16 protein-coding genes are annotated in these 20992 nt (G+C 72.0%); 10 read left to right on the top strand and 6 right to left on the bottom strand.

The features are described 5' to 3' along the window. The first annotated feature begins 16 nt into the window (after positions 1-16). From ACH4T9_RS24180 to ACH4T9_RS24170, 3 genes are all read left to right on the top strand, one after another. Positions 17-730, top strand: a complete 714-nt coding sequence (locus ACH4T9_RS24180) for a cupin domain-containing protein (protein WP_396673619.1) — start codon at positions 17-19, stop codon at positions 728-730. A gap of 112 nt (positions 731-842) precedes the next feature. Continuing rightward, entirely contained in the window at positions 843-1622 is a 780-nt protein-coding gene (locus tag ACH4T9_RS24175) for a TauD/TfdA family dioxygenase (protein WP_396673618.1), read from the top strand. Beyond that, the gene (locus ACH4T9_RS24170; protein ID WP_396673617.1) at positions 1619-3208 is read left to right on the top strand and encodes a pyridoxal phosphate-dependent aminotransferase; all 1590 of its coding nucleotides are present in this window, start codon (positions 1619-1621) and stop codon (positions 3206-3208) included. Before ACH4T9_RS24175 ends, ACH4T9_RS24170 begins: the two co-directional genes overlap by 4 nt. On the opposite strand, the gene ACH4T9_RS24165 is transcribed toward ACH4T9_RS24170, so the two are convergent. Continuing rightward, a complete protein-coding gene (locus tag ACH4T9_RS24165) occupies positions 3195-4577 on the bottom strand; it encodes an aldehyde dehydrogenase family protein (RefSeq protein ID WP_396673616.1) in 1383 nt (460 codons plus the stop codon). The two genes, ACH4T9_RS24170 and ACH4T9_RS24165, sit on opposite strands and share 14 nt — an antisense overlap. Between ACH4T9_RS24165 and ACH4T9_RS24160 the strand changes: the two genes are divergently transcribed. The 4 genes from ACH4T9_RS24160 (at position 4576) to ACH4T9_RS24145 (ending at position 8751) form a co-directional block, all read left to right on the top strand. Further along, the gene (locus ACH4T9_RS24160; RefSeq protein WP_396673615.1) at positions 4576-5562 is read left to right on the top strand and encodes a BtpA/SgcQ family protein; all 987 of its coding nucleotides are present in this window, start codon (positions 4576-4578) and stop codon (positions 5560-5562) included. The two genes, ACH4T9_RS24165 and ACH4T9_RS24160, sit on opposite strands and share 2 nt — an antisense overlap. Next, positions 5559-6614 carry an SIS domain-containing protein gene (locus ACH4T9_RS24155; protein ID WP_396673614.1) on the top strand — a complete coding sequence of 352 codons (1056 nt, stop codon included), beginning with the start codon at positions 5559-5561 and terminating at the stop codon, positions 6612-6614. Before ACH4T9_RS24160 ends, ACH4T9_RS24155 begins: the two co-directional genes overlap by 4 nt. Before the next feature lie 63 nt (positions 6615-6677). Then, positions 6678-7694: an LLM class flavin-dependent oxidoreductase gene (locus tag ACH4T9_RS24150; RefSeq protein ID WP_396673613.1), complete on the top strand. Its 1017-nt coding sequence runs from the start codon at positions 6678-6680 to the stop codon at positions 7692-7694. Between the two features lie 91 nt (positions 7695-7785). Then, entirely contained in the window at positions 7786-8751 is a 966-nt protein-coding gene (locus ACH4T9_RS24145; RefSeq protein ID WP_396673612.1) for an aldose epimerase family protein, read from the top strand. 54 nt (positions 8752-8805) lie between these two features. Here ACH4T9_RS24145 and ileS read toward each other — a convergent pair whose 3' ends face one another. The 5 genes from ileS to ACH4T9_RS24120 form a co-directional block, all read right to left on the bottom strand. Then, complete coding sequence (ileS, locus tag ACH4T9_RS24140) at positions 8806-11928, bottom strand: isoleucine--tRNA ligase (RefSeq protein ID WP_396673611.1); 3123 nt, start codon at positions 11926-11928, stop codon at positions 8806-8808. A 338-nt stretch (positions 11929-12266) separates the two neighbouring features. Beyond that, entirely contained in the window at positions 12267-13298 is a 1032-nt protein-coding gene (gene nudC, locus ACH4T9_RS24135; RefSeq protein WP_396673610.1) for an NAD(+) diphosphatase, read from the bottom strand. 2 nt (positions 13299-13300) lie between these two features. Then, positions 13301-14914, bottom strand: a complete 1614-nt coding sequence (locus ACH4T9_RS24130; protein ID WP_396673609.1) for a class I adenylate-forming enzyme family protein — start codon at positions 14912-14914, stop codon at positions 13301-13303. A 2-nt stretch (positions 14915-14916) separates the two neighbouring features. Beyond that, on the bottom strand, positions 14917-15228 hold the full coding sequence (locus tag ACH4T9_RS24125) for a phosphopantetheine-binding protein (protein ID WP_396673608.1): 312 nt from the start codon (positions 15226-15228) through the stop codon (positions 14917-14919). A 110-nt stretch (positions 15229-15338) separates the two neighbouring features. After that, entirely contained in the window at positions 15339-15863 is a 525-nt protein-coding gene (locus ACH4T9_RS24120) for a GNAT family N-acetyltransferase (RefSeq protein ID WP_396673607.1), read from the bottom strand. Positions 15864-15954: 91 nt separating this feature from the next. Here ACH4T9_RS24120 and ACH4T9_RS24115 point away from each other — a divergent pair, with 91 nt between their 5' ends. The 3 genes from ACH4T9_RS24115 to ACH4T9_RS24105 all read left to right on the top strand — a co-directional run bounded on the left by ACH4T9_RS24115 (position 15955) and on the right by ACH4T9_RS24105 (position 20957). Further along, on the top strand, positions 15955-17136 hold the full coding sequence (locus ACH4T9_RS24115; protein ID WP_396673606.1) for a hypothetical protein: 1182 nt from the start codon (positions 15955-15957) through the stop codon (positions 17134-17136). 96 nt (positions 17137-17232) lie between these two features. Further along, the gene (locus tag ACH4T9_RS24110) at positions 17233-19101 is read left to right on the top strand and encodes an ABC transporter ATP-binding protein (RefSeq protein ID WP_396673605.1); all 1869 of its coding nucleotides are present in this window, start codon (positions 17233-17235) and stop codon (positions 19099-19101) included. Beyond that, the gene (locus ACH4T9_RS24105; RefSeq protein WP_396673604.1) at positions 19098-20957 is read left to right on the top strand and encodes an ABC transporter ATP-binding protein; all 1860 of its coding nucleotides are present in this window, start codon (positions 19098-19100) and stop codon (positions 20955-20957) included. The genes ACH4T9_RS24110 and ACH4T9_RS24105 overlap by 4 nt, the downstream gene beginning before the upstream one ends. Positions 20958-20992: the final 35 nt, after the last annotated feature.

Genomic DNA, 20992 nt, shown 5'->3' with positions numbered 1-20992 from the left:
ACTACGGAGGGTACCAATGGCGCAAACAAACCGCTCCGTTGTTTCCATGGTGGATTCCTTGAGCCACGAGCTCGAGAACCTCGATCCGCGTGAGCGTCGAGAGTTGTTGATGCAGATGGTCCGGCTCCTTGCGGCCACCCCGGGCACGCACCTCCAGATCGGTAGCGGCGTGTCCGACCGGGCCGAAGAGAACCGCGCGGTGGCGCTCTGCGAGTGGGCCCTCGACGCAGGGGCCACGGAGAGTGAGCAGCTGCTCAAGGTCGACATGCGGCCCGGCGAGATCCAGATCGCCAAGACGCGCGAGGCGACCGGCCGGTCGTTGATCACCAATGGGTTCCTCGGCGCCGACCTCATTCATGTTCCCGCGGGCGAGGGTTTCGCTCCGCACACCCACCCTGGCGATCACCTTCTCTTCGTGGTGGGTGGGCGCGGCACCATCACCGCCGCCGGCGAGATCCTGGAGACCACGCCCGGCCTGGTGTACATGGTGGACGGCGCGCAGCCGCACGCGGTCGGCGCGATCACCGACCACGTCCTGCTCTCGGTGGGCGTCGCCCACCAGCCGCTCGACAGTGCGAACCGGCAGGAGCTCAGGCCGTTCGAGGACCTGCTGACCGACGACGGGCACATCGTCTGCCGCATCTGCGGAATCAAGGCCGGCAGCGGGGACGAGTTGCGTGCCGCAGGGTGCTCGCACGGTCCCGTCGTGTTCGGCGCCACCGGTGCCTGACAGTCCAGGGCCGACAACCACGCGGGGGAGCTTTCTGGAGCGACCCCACGACCGGCACGTCCCGAAGCGGGCCGAACTCCTCGGCGGTCGACCGCTGCCCCAGCCCGAGCTGGTGCCGGAGCCCGTGCCGGCCGGGTGCCCGGTGGGCCAGGTCGAGGCGGTGCTGCGGCGTCAGCTCACCGAGCACGGAATCGGCCTCGTCGACCTCGGTGAGCCGATGACCAGCGCTCACCTGCTGGAGCTCGGCCACCGGTTCGGTGAGGTCATGCCGGAGACCGACCCGGCCGTGCTGCCCAACGTCGAGGACGGCCGGATCCTGCACCTGATCAGCGCCGAGGGTGACACCGCCGACGCCGCGCGGCAACCGTTCGCCACGAGCGCCCTGAGCCTGCACACCGAGGGCAGCGGGCGACCGGCCGGTGAACAGCCGCGATACATCGTCCTGATGTGCCTGCACGCCGGGGACGACGAGAACGCCGCGCAGACCGTCCTGGTCCCGTTCGTCGGGGTCGACGAGCGGCTCCAGCAGACCGACCGCGAGATCCTCGCGCACGTCCGGTACGACCGCCCCGGCGTGCCGCCGATCCGGCGACGGGTGGACGGGCGGCCGGTCTTCTCGTTCCGCGACTTCCAGGCCGACACGTTGCGCTGGGTGTCCGACACCGACCAGTTCGACGCCCCGGCGGTCCGCGACGCCCTCGCCGCACTGCTCGCCGGGATGTACGAGGGCGGCGTCGCCCGCGGGCTCCAGTGGCGTCGTGGGCTCCTCGCGGTCCTGGACAACACGTACACCTTCCACGGCCGATCCGCGGCGCCGTTCCACGGCTCGACCCGGCACCGGCATCTCAAGCGACTGCGGATCACGGACCGATCGGGGGAGATGGCCGGATGACGGATGTCCAAGGGCTGTTCGGCGACGTCGGAGAGCCTCGGCTGTCGGTCGTGCCCGCCGAGGTCGAGATGCTCGCGGCACAGCGCCCCGACCCCTCGCGGGTGCCGATGGCCCTGGACCCGGGCCCCGACGCGCGGCTGCTGGAGGTGTACGCCCGAGCGGTGAACCCGCAGGATCCGATCGAGCTCCGCGATCTCTACCTGGGCCGGGTCGAGTGCGAACTCGGGGTGGAGAGCCACCGTCCCGACCTGGCGGCCCGGTGGCGACAGTCCCGGCGCAGACGTGAGGTCGACGCCGCCGCGGTGCTCAACTCACGGGCGACCGTACGTTTCGTCAAGGAGCTGTTCAACTCCTACTTCCGCGACGACCTCTACGGTGACCTGCGCTCGCAGGCGGGGATCATCCTCTCCAGCGGGTCCGTGGACGAGGAGCACTGGGGTCTGCCCGGCCCGTTGAAGGACTGCATCGCCTACGCCCTGAACCGGGACTGGTACGGGTACTCCGACTCCCGGGGCCGCGAGCCGGCCCGGGAGGCGGTCGCGGCGTACGAGGCGGCCCGGCTGCCCAGCGCGGGATACACGGCTGACAACGTCGCGCTGACCATGGGCGCGACGCTGGCGATCAGCACGGTGGTCGACTTCATTCTGCTCGAGGCGAGCCCGGGTGGCGCCGCGTCGCTGTGCGCCATACCCAACTATCCGCCCCTGGTGGAGTCCGTGGCCCGTCGAGGGCCGGTGTCGCTGGTGCCGCTGTCGTCCAGCGCGGACGGTCGGACGTCGCTGCGACCGCTGATCGACGCGCTGCGTCCGGACACGCCGATCGTGTTGCTCCAGACGGCCGCGAACCCGACCGGCGCCCTGGTCTGCGAGGACGAGCTGGAGCTGCTGATCAAGTCGGCCTCGCCGAACACCCTGATCGTGCTGGACGAGTGCCACGAGTGGTTGGGGGAGCCGGTGGCAACCTCACCGGCTCGCGCCGCGGCCAACGTCATCCGGGTCAGTAGCCTGTCGAAGAACTGGTCCGCCCCGGGCCTCAAGGTCGGCTGGCTGATGGCGGACAGCGGCTTCATCGATCGCTACTACGAGTACGCGTCGACCACCTTCGGCGGGCCGCCGTCGTTCTTCTACACCGTGGTCGAGGTGCTGGCCCGGATGGAACGGTGGCTGGTCAGCGGTGACGAGGAGTTGACCCCCGCGCACTGTCGGGAGTTCGAGTCGACGTACGGCCTGCGCCTGCCCGGCCTGCAGCGCGCGTACGACAACTACCGGGTCGAGCGGAGGTCCCGGGAGCGGTCCCTGACGCTGATCCGCGACGCCTACCACAACGGCATCCGGTTGCCGGGTGTCTCGGTGCTGCCGGCGCGCTACTCCATCAACCTGACCACGTCGTTCGACGACCACGAGGACTCGTACCTCTGCTTCCGGGAACTGCTGCGGGAGACCAACGTGTCCCTCTTCCCCGGCATCCTGACCTTCTGCCTCTCCGGCGCGTTCATGCGGCTGACGACGTCCCGGCCCTGGTCGGACTATGCCGAGGCGATGCCCCGGCTGCGGCGCTACCAGGAGCGTGAGGTCAGGCCAGTCTGACCGTCACCGTCTTCGGTCGCTGGAACTCGGTGAGGGCGAGGACGCTCAGGTCGGTGCCGTGACCTGACGATCCTCGCCCGCCGTGCGGCAGTTCGGGGCACTGCTCCAGCACGCAGTTGACCCACACCTCCCCGGCGTCGAGCGCCCGGGCGACGGAGAGCAACTGGCCGGTCCCGGCGCCCCAGACGCTGCCGGCCAGCGCCTGGTCGACACTGTTGGCCAGGCGGACGGCGTCGTCGATGTCCTCGGCGGCCTGCACGGTCAGGCAGGGGCCGAACAACTCGTTGGCGACCGCCGGGTCGTCGGGTTCCAGGTCGGCCAGGATCCGCCCTTCGGCCCAGTAGCCCTCCTCGTGGGAGTCGTCGCCGAGCGCCAGCCCGGCGGCGTGGCTCACCCCGGCGGCGGAGCCCGAGAGGATCTGCCGGTAGCGGCGGATCTGGTCAGCGTTGTTCAGCGGGCCGAACGAACGGCCCGCCTGCCGCCGGCTCATCGCCTCGGCGAGACGGTCCACCACCTCGGCGTAGTTCGACCGTAACGTGATCACCCGAGCCGGTGCGGCGCAGCTCTGCCCGGCGTTGTAGGTGGCCGCGCCGGTCAGGTCGGCGTAGGTGTGCTCGGGCGCGTCCGGCAGCACGATCGCCGGGCAGTTGCCCCCGAGTTCCAGGCTGACCCGGCGCAGCCCCGCCCGGGCGGCCACGTCCCGCCCGCCGGCGATGCTGCCGGTGAACGCGATCGCGTCGATGGGACTCTCCACCAGTAGCCGGCCCGTCGCCCGGTCGCCGGGCAGTGCGTTGAGCACCCCCGGGCCGAGCGAGTCCCTGGCGTCCCTGGCCAGCAGCAGCGCGCTGTCGGGAGTGCTCTCGGCCGGCTTGAGGAGCACCGCGTTCCCCGCGGCGAGCGCCGGCCCGATGCGCCAGGCGGCCATCAGGATCGGATAGTTCCACGGCACGATCGCGCCGACCACGCCCAGCGGCTCCCACCGCACCCAGCTCTCCCGGTCCGGGAGGTGATGCCCGGCAGCGGGCGCCAGCGCGGCGCGCACGGCGCCGGCGTAGAACCGCAACAGGTCGACGCTGTCGCGGATCTCGCCTTCGGCCTCGTGGGCGGGCTTGCCGGTGCCGGCCTGTTCGGCGGCGACGTACTCGCTCAGGGCGCCGTCGATCCGGTCGGCGAATGCCAGAAGACGACGACTCCGCTCGCCCGTCGGCAGCCCCGCCCAGGACCGCTGGGCCTCCCGCGCCGCCTCGACCGTGTCGGTGACCGTCGACTCGCCCGCACCGGCCAGGCCGGCGCGGATCCGCCCGGTCCGTGGGTCGGTGAGCCGGAGACCGGTCGGCGAATGCGGGACGTCAACGGTTTCTGCGGTCATGGGCATGATCCTATCCGCAGTGGAGAGCCCGATCTGGGTCCCGTGGCCCCGCCTCCCACGCGGAGGGCCGGACACCTGTAAGCCCCGGCCGCCATCGACTACGCTCGCCGGGCACGGGGAGCGTAGTGGTGGAACGGCCGACGACAGGGCCCGGCGGGGCTGTGAGGGAGATGCCATGGGACTGCCGGGGCCGACCAGAACCTGTTATGGGGTCGTGCATCTGGCCCCGCTGCCCGGCACTCCGTTCTACGAGCCCGATTCGTTGCGCCACACCCTGGCCCGCGCGGTCGAGTCGGCGCGTGCCCTCGACCGGGGTGGCGCGCACGGCTGCCTGCTGCAGACCGCGGACCGGGTCTACGGGGTCGAGGACGACTGCGATCCCGCACGGCTCGCGGCCGTCACGGTGATCACCGAGGCCGTCCGGGCGGCGACGGACCCGGCCTTTCAGGTCGGCGTCCAGATCATGCGGAACGCGACCAGGGCGTCGCTGGCCGCTGCGAAGGTCTGCGGCGGGAGTTTCGTCCGGGTGGGCGCCATCGTCGGTGAGACGTTGAGCTGGCAGGGCACGGTGCGACCCGATCCCGCCGCGGTGATGGCGTACCGCCGGGCCATCGACGCGTGGGACGTCAGGGTGATCGCCGATGTCGCCAGCATGCACTTCAGCTGGCCGAACGGCGAAAAGCAGCCCGGCGAGGTGGCCCGCTCGGCGATGAACGCGGGCGCCGACGCCGTCTGCCTGGGCGACCCGGACGAATCCCGTACCCTCGAGCTGATCTCGCAGGTCAGGCGCGCGGCCCCGGCGGCTCCGATCTACCTGGCCGGTCACACGGACCATGACAACGCCGCTCGGCTGGTCGGCGCAGCCGACGGCGTCTTCGTCGGTAGCTGCGTCACCGTCGGCGGCTGGGCCGGGGATGTGTCCGAGCAGAAGGTCCGGTCGTACATGGACATTCTGGACTCGCTGCCGCACCGGGAGACCGCATGAGCTCCTACACGGTGGCCGCGATGCGGGCGGAGGTCGACGGCCTCGCCTCCGACCTGGCCGTGCTGACCGGGGTGCTCGGCACGCAGCTGGACGAGCTGCGCTCCGTCGAGCCGGTTCCCCGCCGGATCGTCCTGTCTGGCAGCGGGGACTCCCTGTACGCCGCCCAGGCGGCCGAGTACGCCTTCGACCGGCTGCCGCGCACCACGTGCGTGCTTCGCAGCACGCAACGGCTGCTCGACTACGGCGTCGGCCGACCGCTCCCGGAGCCCGCCGCGGCGACCCTGGTGGTGGGCGTCTCGGCCTCGGGCACCAGCGCCACGCTGGCGGCCGGGCTGGACCGGGCCCGGGCGGATGGCTTCCGTACCGTCGCGATCGTCGGATCCGCCGACACTCCCGTGGGCCGCAGCGCACACCGCAGCGTCACCACGGGACTGCCGAAGCGCCCGCCGTCCCCGGGGATCCGGAGCTACCAGGCCAGTCTTCTCACCCTCCTGCTCCTGGCCGAGGGATGGGCGGACGCCCCGTCGCACCCCGCCGTGCTCGGGTCCGGCGGGCTCGCCGCCCTGCCGGACCTCGTGGAGCGGACGGTGCGGCAGCAGGTGGAGCCGTGCCGACAGTTGGCAGAGCAGATCCTGCGGACGGCTCCGGTGCAGGTGCTGGGTGGGGGGCCGGCTCTGGGAACGGCACGGTACGCGGCGGCGAAGGTCATCGAGGGTGCCGGCGTGCCGGCACTGGGCCGGGATCTCGAGGAGTGGTGGCACGTCGAGCGGTTCGCCACCGAGGCCGACGTCCCCCTGATCGTGCTGGCGCCGCCGGGGCCCAGCCACGAACGCGCCGTGCGTCTGTGCGCGCAGGCCCGCGGCCGGGGTCACCTGGTGGCCGCGTTGGCCGAGCCCGGCGACGAGGAGATCCGGGAACAGGCGCACCTGGTGCTGCCGCTGCCCGAGGGGTGTTCCCCGGCCTGGTCCCCCTTGATCGAGCACGTCTTCGCCGCGCCGCTGGCCGCCGACCTGGCCGAACTGCTGGGCCGGGTCCCGTTCCACCGTCGTTGACGGCGTCCACAGGTGGGCGACGCGGGTGGGCGACGGGCCGGCGGAGACCCTAGGGTCGTCGCCATGGACGCTGTCAGCCCGGCCCGCGACGGCCACGCGCACACCCTGCCCCCGACGAGGCTGTACGGCGACGCCCTCCGGTTCGGGATCCACTCCGGCCAGTTGCACGGCAGCTACGAGATCTGCCGTGATCTCTGGCGGCGGGCGGAGCAACTGGGCTACGACTGGATCTCGCTGATCGACCATCTGCGCCCGCACCTGTACGGCCCCGACCAGCCCTGCTTCGAGGGCATGACGCTGCTGGCCGCTCTCGCCGCGCAGACCGAGCGGATCCGCTGCGCCATGCTGGTCACCGGCGCGATGTGGCGTCATCCCGCCGTCACCGCCGCCGCCCTGGCCACCATCGACCACGTCTGCGACGGGCGGCTCGAGGTGGGCCTCGGCGCGGGCGGACCGGATCTGGCCTACGAGCAGTACGGCATCCCGTTCCCCGCCGCCGGGGAGCGGCTGGACCGGCTCGAGGAGACCTGCGAGATCCTCCGGCGGCTCTGGACGGAGCCCGAGACGACGTTCGAGGGGCGGCACTTCCAGCTGGACCGGGCCCGGCTCGCGCCAAAGCCCCGGCAGGACCACGTGCCCCTCGTGGTGGGCGGGAGCGGGGTGCGGCGGACGCTGCGGACAGCGGCCCGGCATGCCGATATCTGGAACACCCTCGCGACCACCACCGAGGACTACGGTCGCCAGCTCGCCGCCCTGCGTGGGCACTGCGTGGAGGTGGGGCGCGACGAGGCCAGCATCCGTCGATCGGTCACGTTCCGGGCGGTGCTGGTCGAACGGGCGTCCGGCGTCGACGCGCGATCGGCGGAGCTGCTACGCGGAGCGCCGGACGAGGTGCGCGCCGAGTACCTGAGCTTCGGTACGCCCGAGCGGTGCGTGGCGGACCTCAGGCCGTATGTCGACCTCGGCGTCCGGGACTTCCTCCTGGCGGTCAAGCCGCCGATCGACTGGCAGACCGTGGAACTGATGATCACGCGGGTGGCCCCGGCGCTACGTGAGTACGCGTCGTTGCGGGAGGTCTGAGGCCGGCTCTATCATCGGCCCGCTCGGACGGATGACGGGGGAGAAGATGACGCAGTCTGACGCGACGCGCGTGCGACAGCGGCAGGTCGGCGTGACCGGACCCGACGGCCCTGACGCCGGACGCGCCGTCGACGAGATCACGCTCTCGGCGGGCGACATCGACGTGACGGTCTGGACGTACGGCGCGACCCTCGTCGAGGTGGTGGTGCCCGACCGGGCCGGCGACCGGAGCAACGTCGTGTGCCGGCTGCCGGACCTGGCCGCGTACGAGGACCGGGCGCTCAACGCCTATGTCGGGTCCACCGTCGGGCGGTACTGCCGTGGCGTCCGGAACGGGACCTTCCTCCTCGACGGCACCCGGTACACGCTGGACCGCAACGCCGGCCGCCACCATCTGCACGGCGGCACGAACGGTTTCGACCGCCGGGTGTGGCTGGCCCGCGTCGAGGAGGGCCCGGACCAGGTGGCGGCGGTCCTGACGCTGGTCAGCCCGGACGGGGACCAGGGATACCCGGGGGAGTTGACCGCCGAGGTGACGTACCGCCTGCACGCCGCGGGCCGGCTCACCTTCGAGTACCGGGCGTCGACCACCGCCCCGACGCTCGTCGGCCTGACCAACCACGCGTTCTGGAATCTGGCCGGTGCGGGGACGGTGGACACCCACCTGCTCGCGCTCAACGCCGAGCGGATCGTCCCGTTCGACGAGGAGCTGTTCCCACTGGCCGGTCCGCTGTTCCCGCTGGCCGGGACCCGCCTGGACTTCCGCGAGCCGCGCCGCATCGGGGCCGCCCGGCTGGACAACTTCTTCGTCCTCGACGAACCACGGTGGGCCGCCGAGCTGCACGACGAGCGCAGCGGTCGCCGGATGCGGGTGGTCACCGACCAGCCGGGGCTCGGCGTGTACAGCGGCGACGGGCTGTTCGCGCCCCGCGCGGGGCTGGCCCTGGAGGCCGGCGCGTGGCCGGACGCGCCGAACCTTCCGGACGTGCCGTCGGTCCGGCTCGACCCCGGGCAGACCTACCGGCACCGTACGGTGCACGAGTTCTCCGTCGGCTGACCCGGGCCGTCGCGCCCCGGCTCACCCACGTGGGTGAGCCGGGGCGCCGCGACGTCAGGCCTTGCGGAGCCAGAACGTCAGGCCGAGCGACTCGTCGGCGAACGGCTCGGGGTCGGCCCACGACGGTTCCCCGTCGGCGCAGTCGACGGCCAGCACCTCATCCGCGACCAGGTCGCGGTGCTCGGCGAGGGCCAGGGCCGTCTCCTCCCGGGTCGCCCGGTACCGCAGCACGATCCGGTCGGTCACGTCGAGGCCGCTGGCCTTGCGTGCCTCCTGGATCTGCCGGATCGCGTCGCGGGCCACCCCGGCCCGCCGTAGCTCGGGCGTCAGGTGCAGGTCCAGCGCCAGGGTGGCGCCGGCATCGCTGGCGACCGCCCAGCCCTCGCGCGGCGTCTCGACGATGATCACCTCGTCCGGGCCGAGGGTGACAGGCTCGTCGCCCACCACGACCGTCGCGGATCCGGACTCCCGCAGGGAGTCCTTGAGGGCGGTGGCGTCGGCCGCCGCGATCGCCGCGGCCACCTGCTGCACGGTCTTCCCGAACCGCCTGCCGAGGGTGCGGAAGTTGGCCTTCGCCGTGGTGTCCACCAGCGATTCGCCGGCCCCGCCCACGGCGGTCACCGACCCGATGTTCAGCTCGGCGGTGATCTCCGCCAGCAGCTCCGCGGACAGCTCCTCGAAGCCCTGTGCCGAGGCCAGCGCCCGGGACAGCGGCTGCCGGACCTTCATCCCGGAGTCGGCGCGGGCGGCGCGGCCCAGCTCGACCAGCCGCCGCGCCAGCGCCGACTGCCGGGACAGGGCCGGGTCGATCAGGGACTCGTCCGCGACCGGGTACGGGGCCAGGTGCACCGACGGCGGCGCGTCCGGGGTGACCGGCACGACCATGTCCTGCCACACCCGCTCGGTGATGAACGGCGTGATCGGCGCCATGAGCAGCGTGACGGTGGAGAGCACCTCGTGCAGGGTGGCGAGCGCCGCCGGGTCGCCCCGCCAGAAACGCCGCCGGCTGCGCCGGACGTACCAGTTGGAGAGGTCGTCGACGAACGCGGACAGCAGCCGGCCCGCCTGGTGGGTGTCGAACGTGTCCATCGCGGCGTCCACCTGCTGCACCAGCGTGTTCAGCTCGGAGAGCAGCCACCGGTCCAGGACCGGCCGGTCCGCGGGGGCCGGGTCGGCGTCGGACGGGGACCAGCCGGCGGTCCGCCCGTACAGCGCCTGGAAGGCCACCGTGTTCCAGTAGGTCAGCAGGATCTTGCGGACCACCTCCTGGAGCGCGGTGTGCCCGACCCGTCGAGCCGACCAGGGCGAGCCGACGGCGGCCATGAACCAGCGCACCGCGTCCGCGCCGTGCTGGTCCATCAGGGGGATCGGTTCGAGGATGTTGCCCAGGTGCTTGGACATCTTCCGGCCGTCCTCGGCCAGGATGTGGCCGAGGCAGACCACGTTCTCGTACGGCGACCGGTCGAACACCAGCGTGCCGATCGCCATCAGGGTGTAGAACCACCCACGGGTCTGGTCGATGGCCTCGGAGATGAACTGTGCCGGGTACCGCTTCTCGAACAGCTCGACGTTCTGGTACGGATAGCCGAACTGCGCGAACGGCATGGAACCCGAGTCGTACCAAGCGTCGATCACCTCGGGAACCCGCCGGGCGGTCGTCCCGCAGTGACAGGTGAACGTGACGTCGTCGATGAACGGCCGGTGCGGGTCGAGCCCGGTCACATCGGATCCGGTCAGCTCACTGAGCTCGGCCAGCGACCCGACGCAGGTCAGGTGCTCGTTCTCGCAACGCCAGATCGGCAGCGGGGTGCCCCAGTAGCGCCGCCGCGAAAGCGCCCAGTCGACGTTGTTGTTGAGCCAGTCGCCGTACCGGCCGTACTTCACGGTGGCGGGGTGCCAGGTGGTGCGGTCGTTCTCGCGCAGCAGGGCCTCGCGCACCGCGGTCGTCCGGACGTACCAGGAGGGCTGGGCGTAGTAGATCAGCGCGGTGTGGCAGCGCCAGCAGTGCGGGTAGCTGTGCTCGTACGGGACGTGGCGGAAGAGCAACCCCCGGGCGGCCAGGTCGTCGATGAGCGGGCGGTCCGCCTCCTTGAAGAAGACGCTGCCGACGAGGGGGAGCTCCGGAAGGAACCGGCCGTTGGGCTGCACCGGGTTCACCATCGGCAGCCCGTACGCCCGGCAGTTCACCAGGTCGTCCGCGCCGAAGGCCGGCGCCTGGTGGACCAGGCCCGAGCCGCTGTCCGTCGTCACGTACGACGCGAGGATCACGATGTGCGCGTCGGGGATGTCGACCAGGTCGAACGGCGCGCGGTAGCCCCACCGCTCGAGCTCCTGACCCTTGAACGACTCCCCGGTGAGGTCCCAGCCGTCGCCGAGCACCTGGGCCATCAGGGGTTCGGCGACCACCAGCTGCTCGTTGCCGTCGGTCGCCACCACGTACGTCACGTCGGGGTGCACGGCCACCGCGACGTTCGACACCAGGGTCCACGGCGTGGTGGTCCAGACCAGCAGCGACGCCCGCCCGGCCAGCGGCCCCGAGACGAGCGGGAAGCGGACGTACACCGACGGGTCGACGACCGTCTCGTACCCCTGGGCGAGCTCGTGGTCGGACAGGCCGGTCTCGTCCCGGGGGCACCACGGCGCGACCCGGAAGTCCTCGACCAGCAGGCCCTTGTCGAAGATCTGCTTCAACGACCACCAGACGGACTCGATGTACTCCGGGTCCATCGTCCGGTAGGCGTCGTCCATGTCCACCCAGTAGCCCATGCGCTCGGTGAGGCGGGCGAACGCGTCGGTGTGCCGGGTCACCGACTCGCGGCAGCGGGCGTTGAACTCCGCGACGCCGAACTTCTCGATGTCCTGCTTGCCGGAGAAGCCCAGTTCCTTCTCGACGGCGAGCTCGACGGGCAGGCCGTGGCAGTCCCAGCCCGCCTTGCGGGCGACGTGGAAGCCCTTCATGGTCTTGTAGCGCGGGAAGACGTCCTTGAAGACCCGCGCCTCGATGTGGTGGGCTCCCGGCATGCCGTTGGCCGTGGGCGGCCCCTCGTAGAACACCCACTCCGGGCGGCTGCTGGACTGTTCGAGGCTGCGCGCGAAGACGCTGTTGGCGTGCCAGAAGTGCAGGACCTCGTGTTCGAGATCGGGCAGATCGACCTGAGTCGGGACGCTGCGGTACATGGTTCCTCCGACGGATGCATGGGGTGAAGCTCCGGCGGAGGGACGAGGCCTGCGGCCCCGCGGTACCACCCTCCTTGGCCGCGTGCGGCCCTCTCTCTTCGGGTGCGGTCGGTTCTACTCGGCCTCGCGGCCTTTCCTCCGACGGCTCCGGGGTGATCTTCCCGCCGTGCAACACCCCCGGGCTTCCACCATCCCCGGGTCGCTTTTGGCTGCGTGCGGCGGTACTCGTCCCCATCTGCGCCTCGCGGCAATATCGTAACCCACGCGCCACACCGCCGGAGCGGCCCCGAGGCCGGTGGTCCGGGGGCGACCGGTGGCGCCGGTCCGGCGCCCCGCCGTCACGCCGGCCCTTCGTCCGCCGCCGGGCGCCGCCCGGTCGGTGCCGAACGACCAGCCGACCAGCCAGCCGGGCCGCGTGCCCAGTCGGCGAGCAGTGACCAGGCCAGCGACGCCCGTGGGGGCAGGGCGAGGAGTCCGCCGGCGACGGTCTCCACCGGGGCGCCGGCGAGGGCCTCGGCGATCTGCCGACGGGTGAACCAGCCGGCGGCGGCGATCTCGGTCGGGTCGGTCCGGATCGGTTCCCGGGGATCCGCCAGGGCACGGAAGCCCAGCATCAGGCAGCCGGGAAACGGCCAGGCCTGGCTACCCGCGTACCGGAGGCCGGTGAGTGTGACACCGATCTCCTCAGCGACCTCCCGGGCCGCCGCCTGCTCCGGCGACTCCCCGGGCTCGACGAATCCGGCGACGCTGGAGAACTGCCGGGTCCCCGCCACCATCGTGCCCGGTGCCCGGTGTGCCAGCAGGCAGCGCCCGTCGGGCCCGGACCCGCCGTCGTGCACCAGCACGAGAACCGCCGGGTCGACCCGCGGCCGGACCAGGGCGCCGCGGTCGTCGGCTCTGGCCCAGCCGCCCGTGACGGGCCTGGTCACCGCCCCGGTGGCGGGGGAGTACCCGGCGGCGGCGTGCCAGTTCCGCAGGGCGGTCGCCACGGTGAGCAGCGCCGCCTCCGTCTCGGCGAGCCGGTGCCCGATCTCGCGCAGGTTCCCCCTGCCCGTACCCGGGACGGCGGGCAGGGGGGCGACGACGGCGAAGACGGGTGTGCCGTCGATCGCGCCGAGGAACAGCCGTTCCCCCGGCGGCGCGTCGGCGGAATCCACCAGCGGCAGCGTGGCGGACGCGCCGTCGGCATCGGGCCGGTCGGAGTCCCGGACCAGGACGTCTCCGCCCCCGGACACGTCGATGACCAGGACACGCGCTCGCCGCCAGGCATCGTCGACCCATCGCTCGTCGCCGCGGCGATGGCGGCACCGGTCCCACGAGCCCTGCGGTGCCGCCGAGGCGGGTGCCGACGCGGCGGTCCTGTCCGGCACGGTTACGGCTGCGGTGCGTCGAGGTGCGCGGCGACCTGTTCGGCCAGCCTCGGCCGGAGGATCTTCCCCGTGGCGGTCCGGGGAATGGCGTCGAGCGACAGGACCCGTCGCGGCACGACGGTGGTGGCGAACGAGGCGCGCAGCGCGGTGCCGACATCCGGCCGCTCGCCGGGGGCGAACACCACCGCTGCCACGATCTCGTCACCCAGGAACCGGTGCGGCAGGCAGACGCACGCCGCGTCGCGGACGCCCGGCAGTGCCCGTAGCGCCCGCTCCATCTCCTCGAGGGAAACCGTCTCGCCACGTACCTTGGCGATGTTCTTGCTGCGTCCCGTGATGACGAAGTAGGGCCGGTCGTCGTCCGGGTCCCGTACCGCGAAGCCCATGTCCTGCGAATGGAACCAGCCGTGCCGGAAAGCCTCGGCGGTGGCGGCGGCGTTACCCGCATACCGGCTCATCACGTTGTGGCCACGCATGCAGAGCTCGCCGACCTGGCCCGGCTCGGCCACCCTGCCGTCCTCCAGCAGCACGGCGACCTCGTTGCCGGGCATCGCCGCCCCGATGGACGGGATGTCCGCCTCCAGGACCAGCCGGCGGTAGGTGTCCGGCGAGACGTCCGTGGGCATCGTGGTGGAGAAGTTGGTGGTCTCGGTCAGCCCGTAGCCCTGTAGGACCCGCACTCCGAGACGCCGCGACACCTCCTGCGCGGTCTGGGCGGTCAACGGCGCGGCGGCCGAGACGAAGTATCCGAAGTCTCCCGGCAACCGCGGCGACCGCCACGTGTGGGTGAGGGCTTCGAGGAGACTCGGCACCACGCTCGCGATCCGCGGCCGGAACCGTTCGAGCAGCCGGGGGTAGCCGAACGGGTCGAACGCGTGCGCGAGCAGCACGTGGGCACCCGCCGCGAGCGGGCCCAGCACGGTGAAGTGGAGTCCGTTCACGTGGTGGATCGGAAGGCACCCCAGGATCCGCTCGCCCGGCCTGATCCGGTGATGGGTGCGCAGCGCGGCGGCGTTCGCCACGACGTTGTAGTGCGACTGCACCACGAGCTTGGAGGCGGCCGTCGATCCGGAGGTGCCGATGAGGAACGCGTCGGCGCCCGGTTCCACCGGCGCGTCCGACCCGCCCCCCGGCGGATCCGCCAGGGTGTCGGGGTCCGGAATGACCACCGGCGTCAACGACGGGTCGAGGGAGACCGCCGGGGGGTGCAGGACCACCTTCGCCCCGGCGGACTCGACCTGCGGGCGCAGCCGGGCGACCGGATCGGCGGGGCTGAGCAGCAGCACCGCGCAGCCCGCGCGGAGGGACCCGAGGATGCCGATGACCGACCGCGCGTCGTTGACCGGCGCGAGCGCCACGACGTCGCCTGCTCCCACCCGCGCCTCCCGGCGCAGCCAGGCGCCCACTCGCCGGCTCAGGCGATCCACGTCGCGGTAGGAGAGCGTCGTCGTCTCGCCGTCCGCCGTGGCGGTCGTCAGGAAGGCGGCGTCGCCGAGCGTGGCGACCTGGCGCAGGAGAGTCGCCACGATGGTGCCGCCGTACTCCCAGGGCGGCCCGAAGGGGCGGCCGAGGTAGCTGTGGGCGAGATCGTGATCCGTGGCCTGGGCTGTGCGCATGTCTAGGCGAACCGATTCGGGGAGGAGGGGCGATCGAGGTCGCTCGGATCGGGCCCGTCGGCGCGGGTGGGTCCGCGCAGGGCCTCGACCGTGTCCGCGATGGACCCGACGGTACGGAAAGTGGACCAGTCGAGCATGTCGGACGCGAACGTGACCGAGAACCTGTTCTCGAGCAGGACGATCAGCTCGACGACGGCGAGGGAGTCGACGCCGAGCGCGGCCAGCTCCGCGTCGGGATCGGCCAGGGCGCGCGCGTCGGCAGCATGGACGTACGGCCGCACCAGCTCGGTGATGGTCTTTCTCAACTCGTCCACTACAGAGTCCCGTTCCCTTCGGACGACAGCCGTGGGCTGTCCGTACCCGGCGGACCCCGTCGGGTCACGTCGCTGATTCGTCGTCGCTCGTCGTCGCCCGCCGCCGCGGGCTAGCCGGTGACGGTTTTCTGCAGGTGGACCCGGCGCACGCCGTTCTCCGCCAGGGTCGGCCCGTGCTGGGTGAAGCCGAGCGTGTCGAGCATCCGCCGCGTCGCCAGCAGGTCGGGGTTGGCTTCGCAGCGCAGCACGTCCGCACCCTGCTCTCGAGCGAGCTCGACGGCCCGGCGCAGGCACCGGACACCGACGATCGATCCCTCGTACGCCGGCGCGACGGCCAGTCGTTGCAGGTAGACCGGGCTGGTGGCGGGCGGGTAGACGGAGAGGTCCAGGCCGTGCGGGGGCTCCTGGGACAGCGTGAACGATGCCGCCGCCTCGGTGCCGTGCCGCAGCAGGTGCACCGAGCCCGCCCGCACCCGGCGTTCGGTGGTGTCGAGGTTGCGGACGGGAGCGACCATCCCGTACCGGGCCGCCTGGTGTCCGTCACTGGCACACAGCAGGGCGTGCGCCTCCGACGAATCCGTGGCGACCGCCCACGTCCACTCCATCAGCCCGCCGTCTGAGCTCTCACTGGACACAGCGGTGAATCCTGCCCGGCCGGTTCTTCCGTCGTCAAGCATGCCGTGGTGGCCGGTTCCCAGGTGATCAACGGTGGATACAGTGATCTCCATGACCGCCCACGATGTGTCGACGGGTGCCCGGCCCGCCTCGGCCGCTGAACGTCGGTTCGACCCGCCGGTTCGGCTCTCGGCCTGCGTCATGGCGCATCCCGCCCGGCAGGCGGCCGCGGAGCGTCTCGCCGTGGCGCTCACGGACTTCGACGCGGGCGTGGCGACCGACCCGGAGCCAGGCCGGCCCGGCGGCACGCTCCGCACCTCGCGCATGGCATGGTCGCGGGTCGCGCCGGGCGCGACGCATCACCTCGTCGTCCAGGACGACTCCGTCCTGGTGCCGGACTTCGTGCGGCACGCGCTCGCCGGGACGCGCGCCCTGCCGGGGCACGCCCTCGGTCTGTTCACCGAGTGGGGGTCGTTCACCTCGTACGCCCTGCGGGTCGCCGCGCTCGTCGGCGCCGACTGGGTCGAGGTCGTCGACGGGTACATGCCGGCCCAGGCGCTCGTCCTGCCGGCCGACGTCGCCCGCGAGTTCGACCGGTACGCCGCACGGGCCACCGCCGGCGACGAACCGGACGACGAGGTGCTCCTGGGCTTTCTGCGGTCGATGGGCGTGCCCATGGTCGTGTCGGTGTCGAATCTCGTCCAGCACGGCGACGAGGTGAGCATCGCCGGCAACGGCTGGCACGGCCTGCGCAAGGCCGCGTGCTGGCGGCCCGACCTGGTGACGCCGGGCGAGACCGTCCTCGACCGGATCGCTCTCGTGCCGTTCTTCTCCTGGTTCACCGGGGATGCCATCTGCCGCTTCCGCGATCAGCCGGCCAGCGAGGACTGGCGGCAGGTGCCGGCCATCGACCTGTTGCGGGCCTACGGCCTCGGGGACGACGACGTGCGGCGGCTGATCGCCGACGGATGCCCGCAACGCCCGGGCGACGGCGAGGTGCCGGCCCACCTGACGCAGGCCCTTGTCACGGCGGCGGTGGCCGTGGGGCTCCTGGCGGGCGAGTGCGGTGCCCCCGCCGACGGCGGGCGGACCAAGGAACCGGTCGTGGCCGCCGCGCTGGCCACGCTGGTGCCGGGTGGACTGCGCAACTTCGTGGACGGCCATGCCCTTCCCACGGTGAGTGAACAACTCGCACCTGTCGTGGACGCGGCGGCGCAGTGGGGCCTGGAAACGGCGCGAGGGACGTCCCGCTCCGGCCGCGACCTCCCGGCGGCGCGTCACTCTTCCCGGTAGACCGGCCCTGTTGATGATCAATCGGGCCGCCGATAGGCTCCCCGAACTTGGTGGTCGGCCCCCACGCCGATGACCGTGGGTGACATGGGAGGTTCGGTGGCACCTCTGGCGCTCGCCATCAGGGATCGGTCCACCCGCTGGCTCCAGATGCTCCGCCTGTTGCCGCACGCGGGGCGCGGACTGGCCCTCGGCGCACTCGCGCTGAACATCACGCTCGGCCTGCTGCCGTCGGCGTTCATCGTCTCCACCAGCATGCTGCTCTCTCGCGTGCCGGCCCTCGCCGCGGAGCCCACGGGGCTCTCGTGGGACGGCATCGTGGTCGTCTTCGCGGTGGCCCTGGGCGCGTTCACCCTGCAACAGCTGCTGACGCCGTTCCAGTCCGCGGTCACCGAGGTCATCGCGCGCCGGGTCGACGAGGTGTGTATCGGGCGGCTGCTCAACGCGGCGCTGGACGACGCGCCGATCGCCCTGCTGGAGAATCCCGAGGCGCTGGACGTGCTCGCCGACGCGCGGGCGGCGTTCGAGCGGCAGGCGTACACCCCCGGCGATGCCGTCGGCGCGATCCCCGCGTTGGTGTCCCGTTACTGCCAGCTGACAGCTGCCGTGGTCCTCGTCGGTGTGGTGTTGAGTCCGCTCGCGGGGATGATCCTGATGATCACCGCACTGGTCATCCGGGTGGGGGTGCGCGGCACGCTCGGGCGGTTCGCGGCGGTGTCGGAGTCCCTGGCCGGGCACCGACGCAGGGCCGGGTACATCGGTGGCCTGGCGACCGGTGCGACCGCCGCCAAGGAGATCCGCGTGTTCGGGCTGCTCGGCTGGCTGCGTGAGCGGCTGCGCTCCGACACCATGGCCAATCTCCGGCTGATGTGGGCCGGTAGCCGACGCCTGCAGTTCTGGCCGTTCGTCGGGTTCTCCGCGGTCGGCTTCGTCGGCGGAGCGGTCGCCATCACGATGCTGGCCGTGGCGGCCGGCCGGGGGCAGGTCGACCTTTTCGAACTCGCCGTCGCACTACAGGGGATCCTGATCCCCATGCGCTTCGGCGTCTACTTCCCGGAATGCGATGTGCAGACGCAGTTCGGACTGCACTCGTTCCACGCCCTGGAGCGTTTCGAACAACAAGCGGGCGCCGCCCGGCCCGTCGGTGCGCGGGCGACGACGATGCCGGTGCCGCCGAGCCGGGAGATCCGTTTCGACAACGTGAGCTTCCGGTACTCCGCGGACGGTCCCACCATTCTCGACGGCCTGGACCTCACGCTTCCGGTCGGCCGTTCCACCGCCATCGTCGGCCTGAACGGCGCCGGCAAGACCACCCTGGTGAAGCTGCTCGCTCGCCTCTACGAGCCGACGAGCGGGCGGATCACCGTGGACGGGGCCGAGCTGGCCCGCTTCGACCCGGATGAATGGCGCCGCCAACTCGCGATGACCTTCCAGGACTACGTCCGCTACGAGCTGACGGTGGCGGAGAACATCGGTCTCGGTGCGCCGCGGCTGCTCGCGGACGACGAGGCGATCACGGCCGCGGCCGAACGGGCCGGTGCCCTGGACGCGTTGCGCGGAGCGCCGGACCCGCTCCGGACGCCGCTGTCCTCGCGCTATCCCGGTGGCACGGACCTGTCGGGCGGCCAGTGGCAGCGGATCGCCCTTGCCCGGGCGCTGCTGGCCGTCCAGGGCGGCGCCTCGGTGCTGGTGCTCGACGAGCCGACCGCGCAGCTCGACGTCCGGGCGGAGGTGGAGTTCCACGACCGGTTCCTGGCCACCGCGAAGGGGATCACGAGCGTCCTGATCTCCCACCGTTTCTCCACGGTCCGCCACGCGGATCAGATCGTGGTGATCGAGCACGGCCGGGTCGTCGAACGCGGTAGCCATGACGAACTGATTCGGCACGACGGCCGGTACGCCGAGCTGTTCGAGTTGCAGGCGAGGAGATTCCGGATGGACGCGGCCGAACCGACGGCGGTGGGATGAGAAAGATCGCCCTCGCGGCCGGTTTCCTCCTGCGCCTCGGCTACCGAACCGACCGCCGCAGGCTGTTCACCGCGATCGTCCTGATGACCGTGGGCTATCTCGCGACGCCGTTGATCGGTGTCGTCCTCGCGGCTTTCACCAACGCGGCGATCGGCCGGGACGGCACTGCGGCCGTGCTGCTTGCCCTGGCCGTAGCCATGCTGCTGGTCTTCGAGCTGACCATGATGCACTTCGCGCACCTGTCCTACTTCGAATTGGGAGACCTGGAGCAACTGGCCCTCACCGACGAGGTCGCCTCGATCGTCCACGGCAGCGCCGGCATCGACCACTTCGACAATCCGAGGTTCGTCGAGGCCCTGACCCTGGTGAACGAGAACCTGATCCGGGTGCGGAACGCGCTCGAGTCGACGCTGCAGTTGGGCGGAGTCGTGCTGCAGATCGGTCTCACCGCCGTGCTGCTGGTCAGCGTCGACCCGTGGCTCGTCATGCTGCCGCTCGCCGCCCTGCCGCCGGTGCTGCTCAGCAACCGCGCGCAGCGGGTGATCGACGACGCCCAGGAGGCCGCCGCCGTCGACATCCAGGTGTCCCGGCACCTGGTGAAGGTGGCTACGACTGGAAGCTCCGCGAAGGAGATCCGGCTCGCGGGTGCCCGGGACGCGGTGATCTCGCGGCAGCGGGCGGCCTGGGCCGCGACGACCGGCCGGCTGTGGCGGGCGCACTGGCGCAGCGCCCTGTTGCGGGCCGGCGGGCAGGTGCTGTTCGCGGCTGCGTACGGGACGGCGATCTTCCTCGTCGTCCGCGGCGCGGTGCGCGGCGAGGCGAACATCGGGCAGGTCGTCCTGGTGCTCACCCTCGCGGTTCAGGTCAGCGTGCAGGTGGCCGGTCTGCTGGGGATGCTCGGGACGTTGCAGCAGATGGGTCGTACCGTCGAGCGCATCGACGTGTTGCGGCAGTTGACGGCCGGTCCGGGGAGTGCGCCCGCGATCGGCCCGGTCCGTCCTCCTGACGGGTCGCCGCCGACGTCGGATCCGTTGCAGGAGCCGGCCGGCCAGAAGGTGGTGTCGTGGACGCCCGCCCGGCTGCGTCGGGGGATCCGGCTGGAACAGGTCTCCTTCGCATATCCGGGTGCCGACGCGCCAGTGATCCGGGACGTCTCGATGGAGATCCCGGCCGGCAGCACGTTGGCGCTGGTGGGTGAGAACGGTGCGGGCAAGAGCACCCTGGTGAGGATGATCTGTGGCCTCTGCCAGCCGACCTCGGGCCGGATCACCGTTGACGGAATCGACCTGCGGGAGTTGACCCCCGAACACTGGCGGTCCCGGGTCGCCACGCTGTTCCAGGACTTCGCGCGCTTCGAGCTGTTGCTTCGGGAGAACGTCGGGCTCGGCCGGCCGGCAGCCGTCGACGCCGACCAGGAGATCATGACAGCGCTCGACCGGGCCGGTGCGCGGGGCATTGTGCGGAGGGTTCCCGGTGGCCTGAACGGTCTGCTCGGGCACAGCTACGGGGACGGGGCGGAGTTGTCCGGCGGGCAGTGGCAGACGTTGGGGCTCGCCCGTACCCTGATGCGACGCGACCCGCTGCTCGTGGCCCTCGACGAGCCGGCGGCGGCCCTGGACGCCCTGGCGGAGAACGCGCTGTTCGAACGACTCGTGAACACCGCGGCGGACGTGCGCGGAGAGCGCGGAGTGATCACTCTCTTCGTGTCACACCGCTTCTCCACCGTCCGGGCGGCGGATCAGATCGCCGTCCTCCATGGCGGACGGCTGTGGGAGATGGGCAGCCACGACGCGCTGATGAGCGCGAACGGCCTCTACGCCGACCTGTTCACCGTCCAGGCGAGCGCCTACCGGTGACGGTGGCCGCGCGTCGGCGGCCGGGTCGCCCCGGC

Source organism: Micromonospora sp. NPDC020750 (genome assembly GCF_044334565.1).
Taxonomy (GTDB): domain Bacteria; phylum Actinomycetota; class Actinomycetes; order Mycobacteriales; family Micromonosporaceae; genus Micromonospora.
Note: the sequence above shows the minus strand (reverse complement) of the source record. Positions and strands in the feature narration are given on the sequence as shown.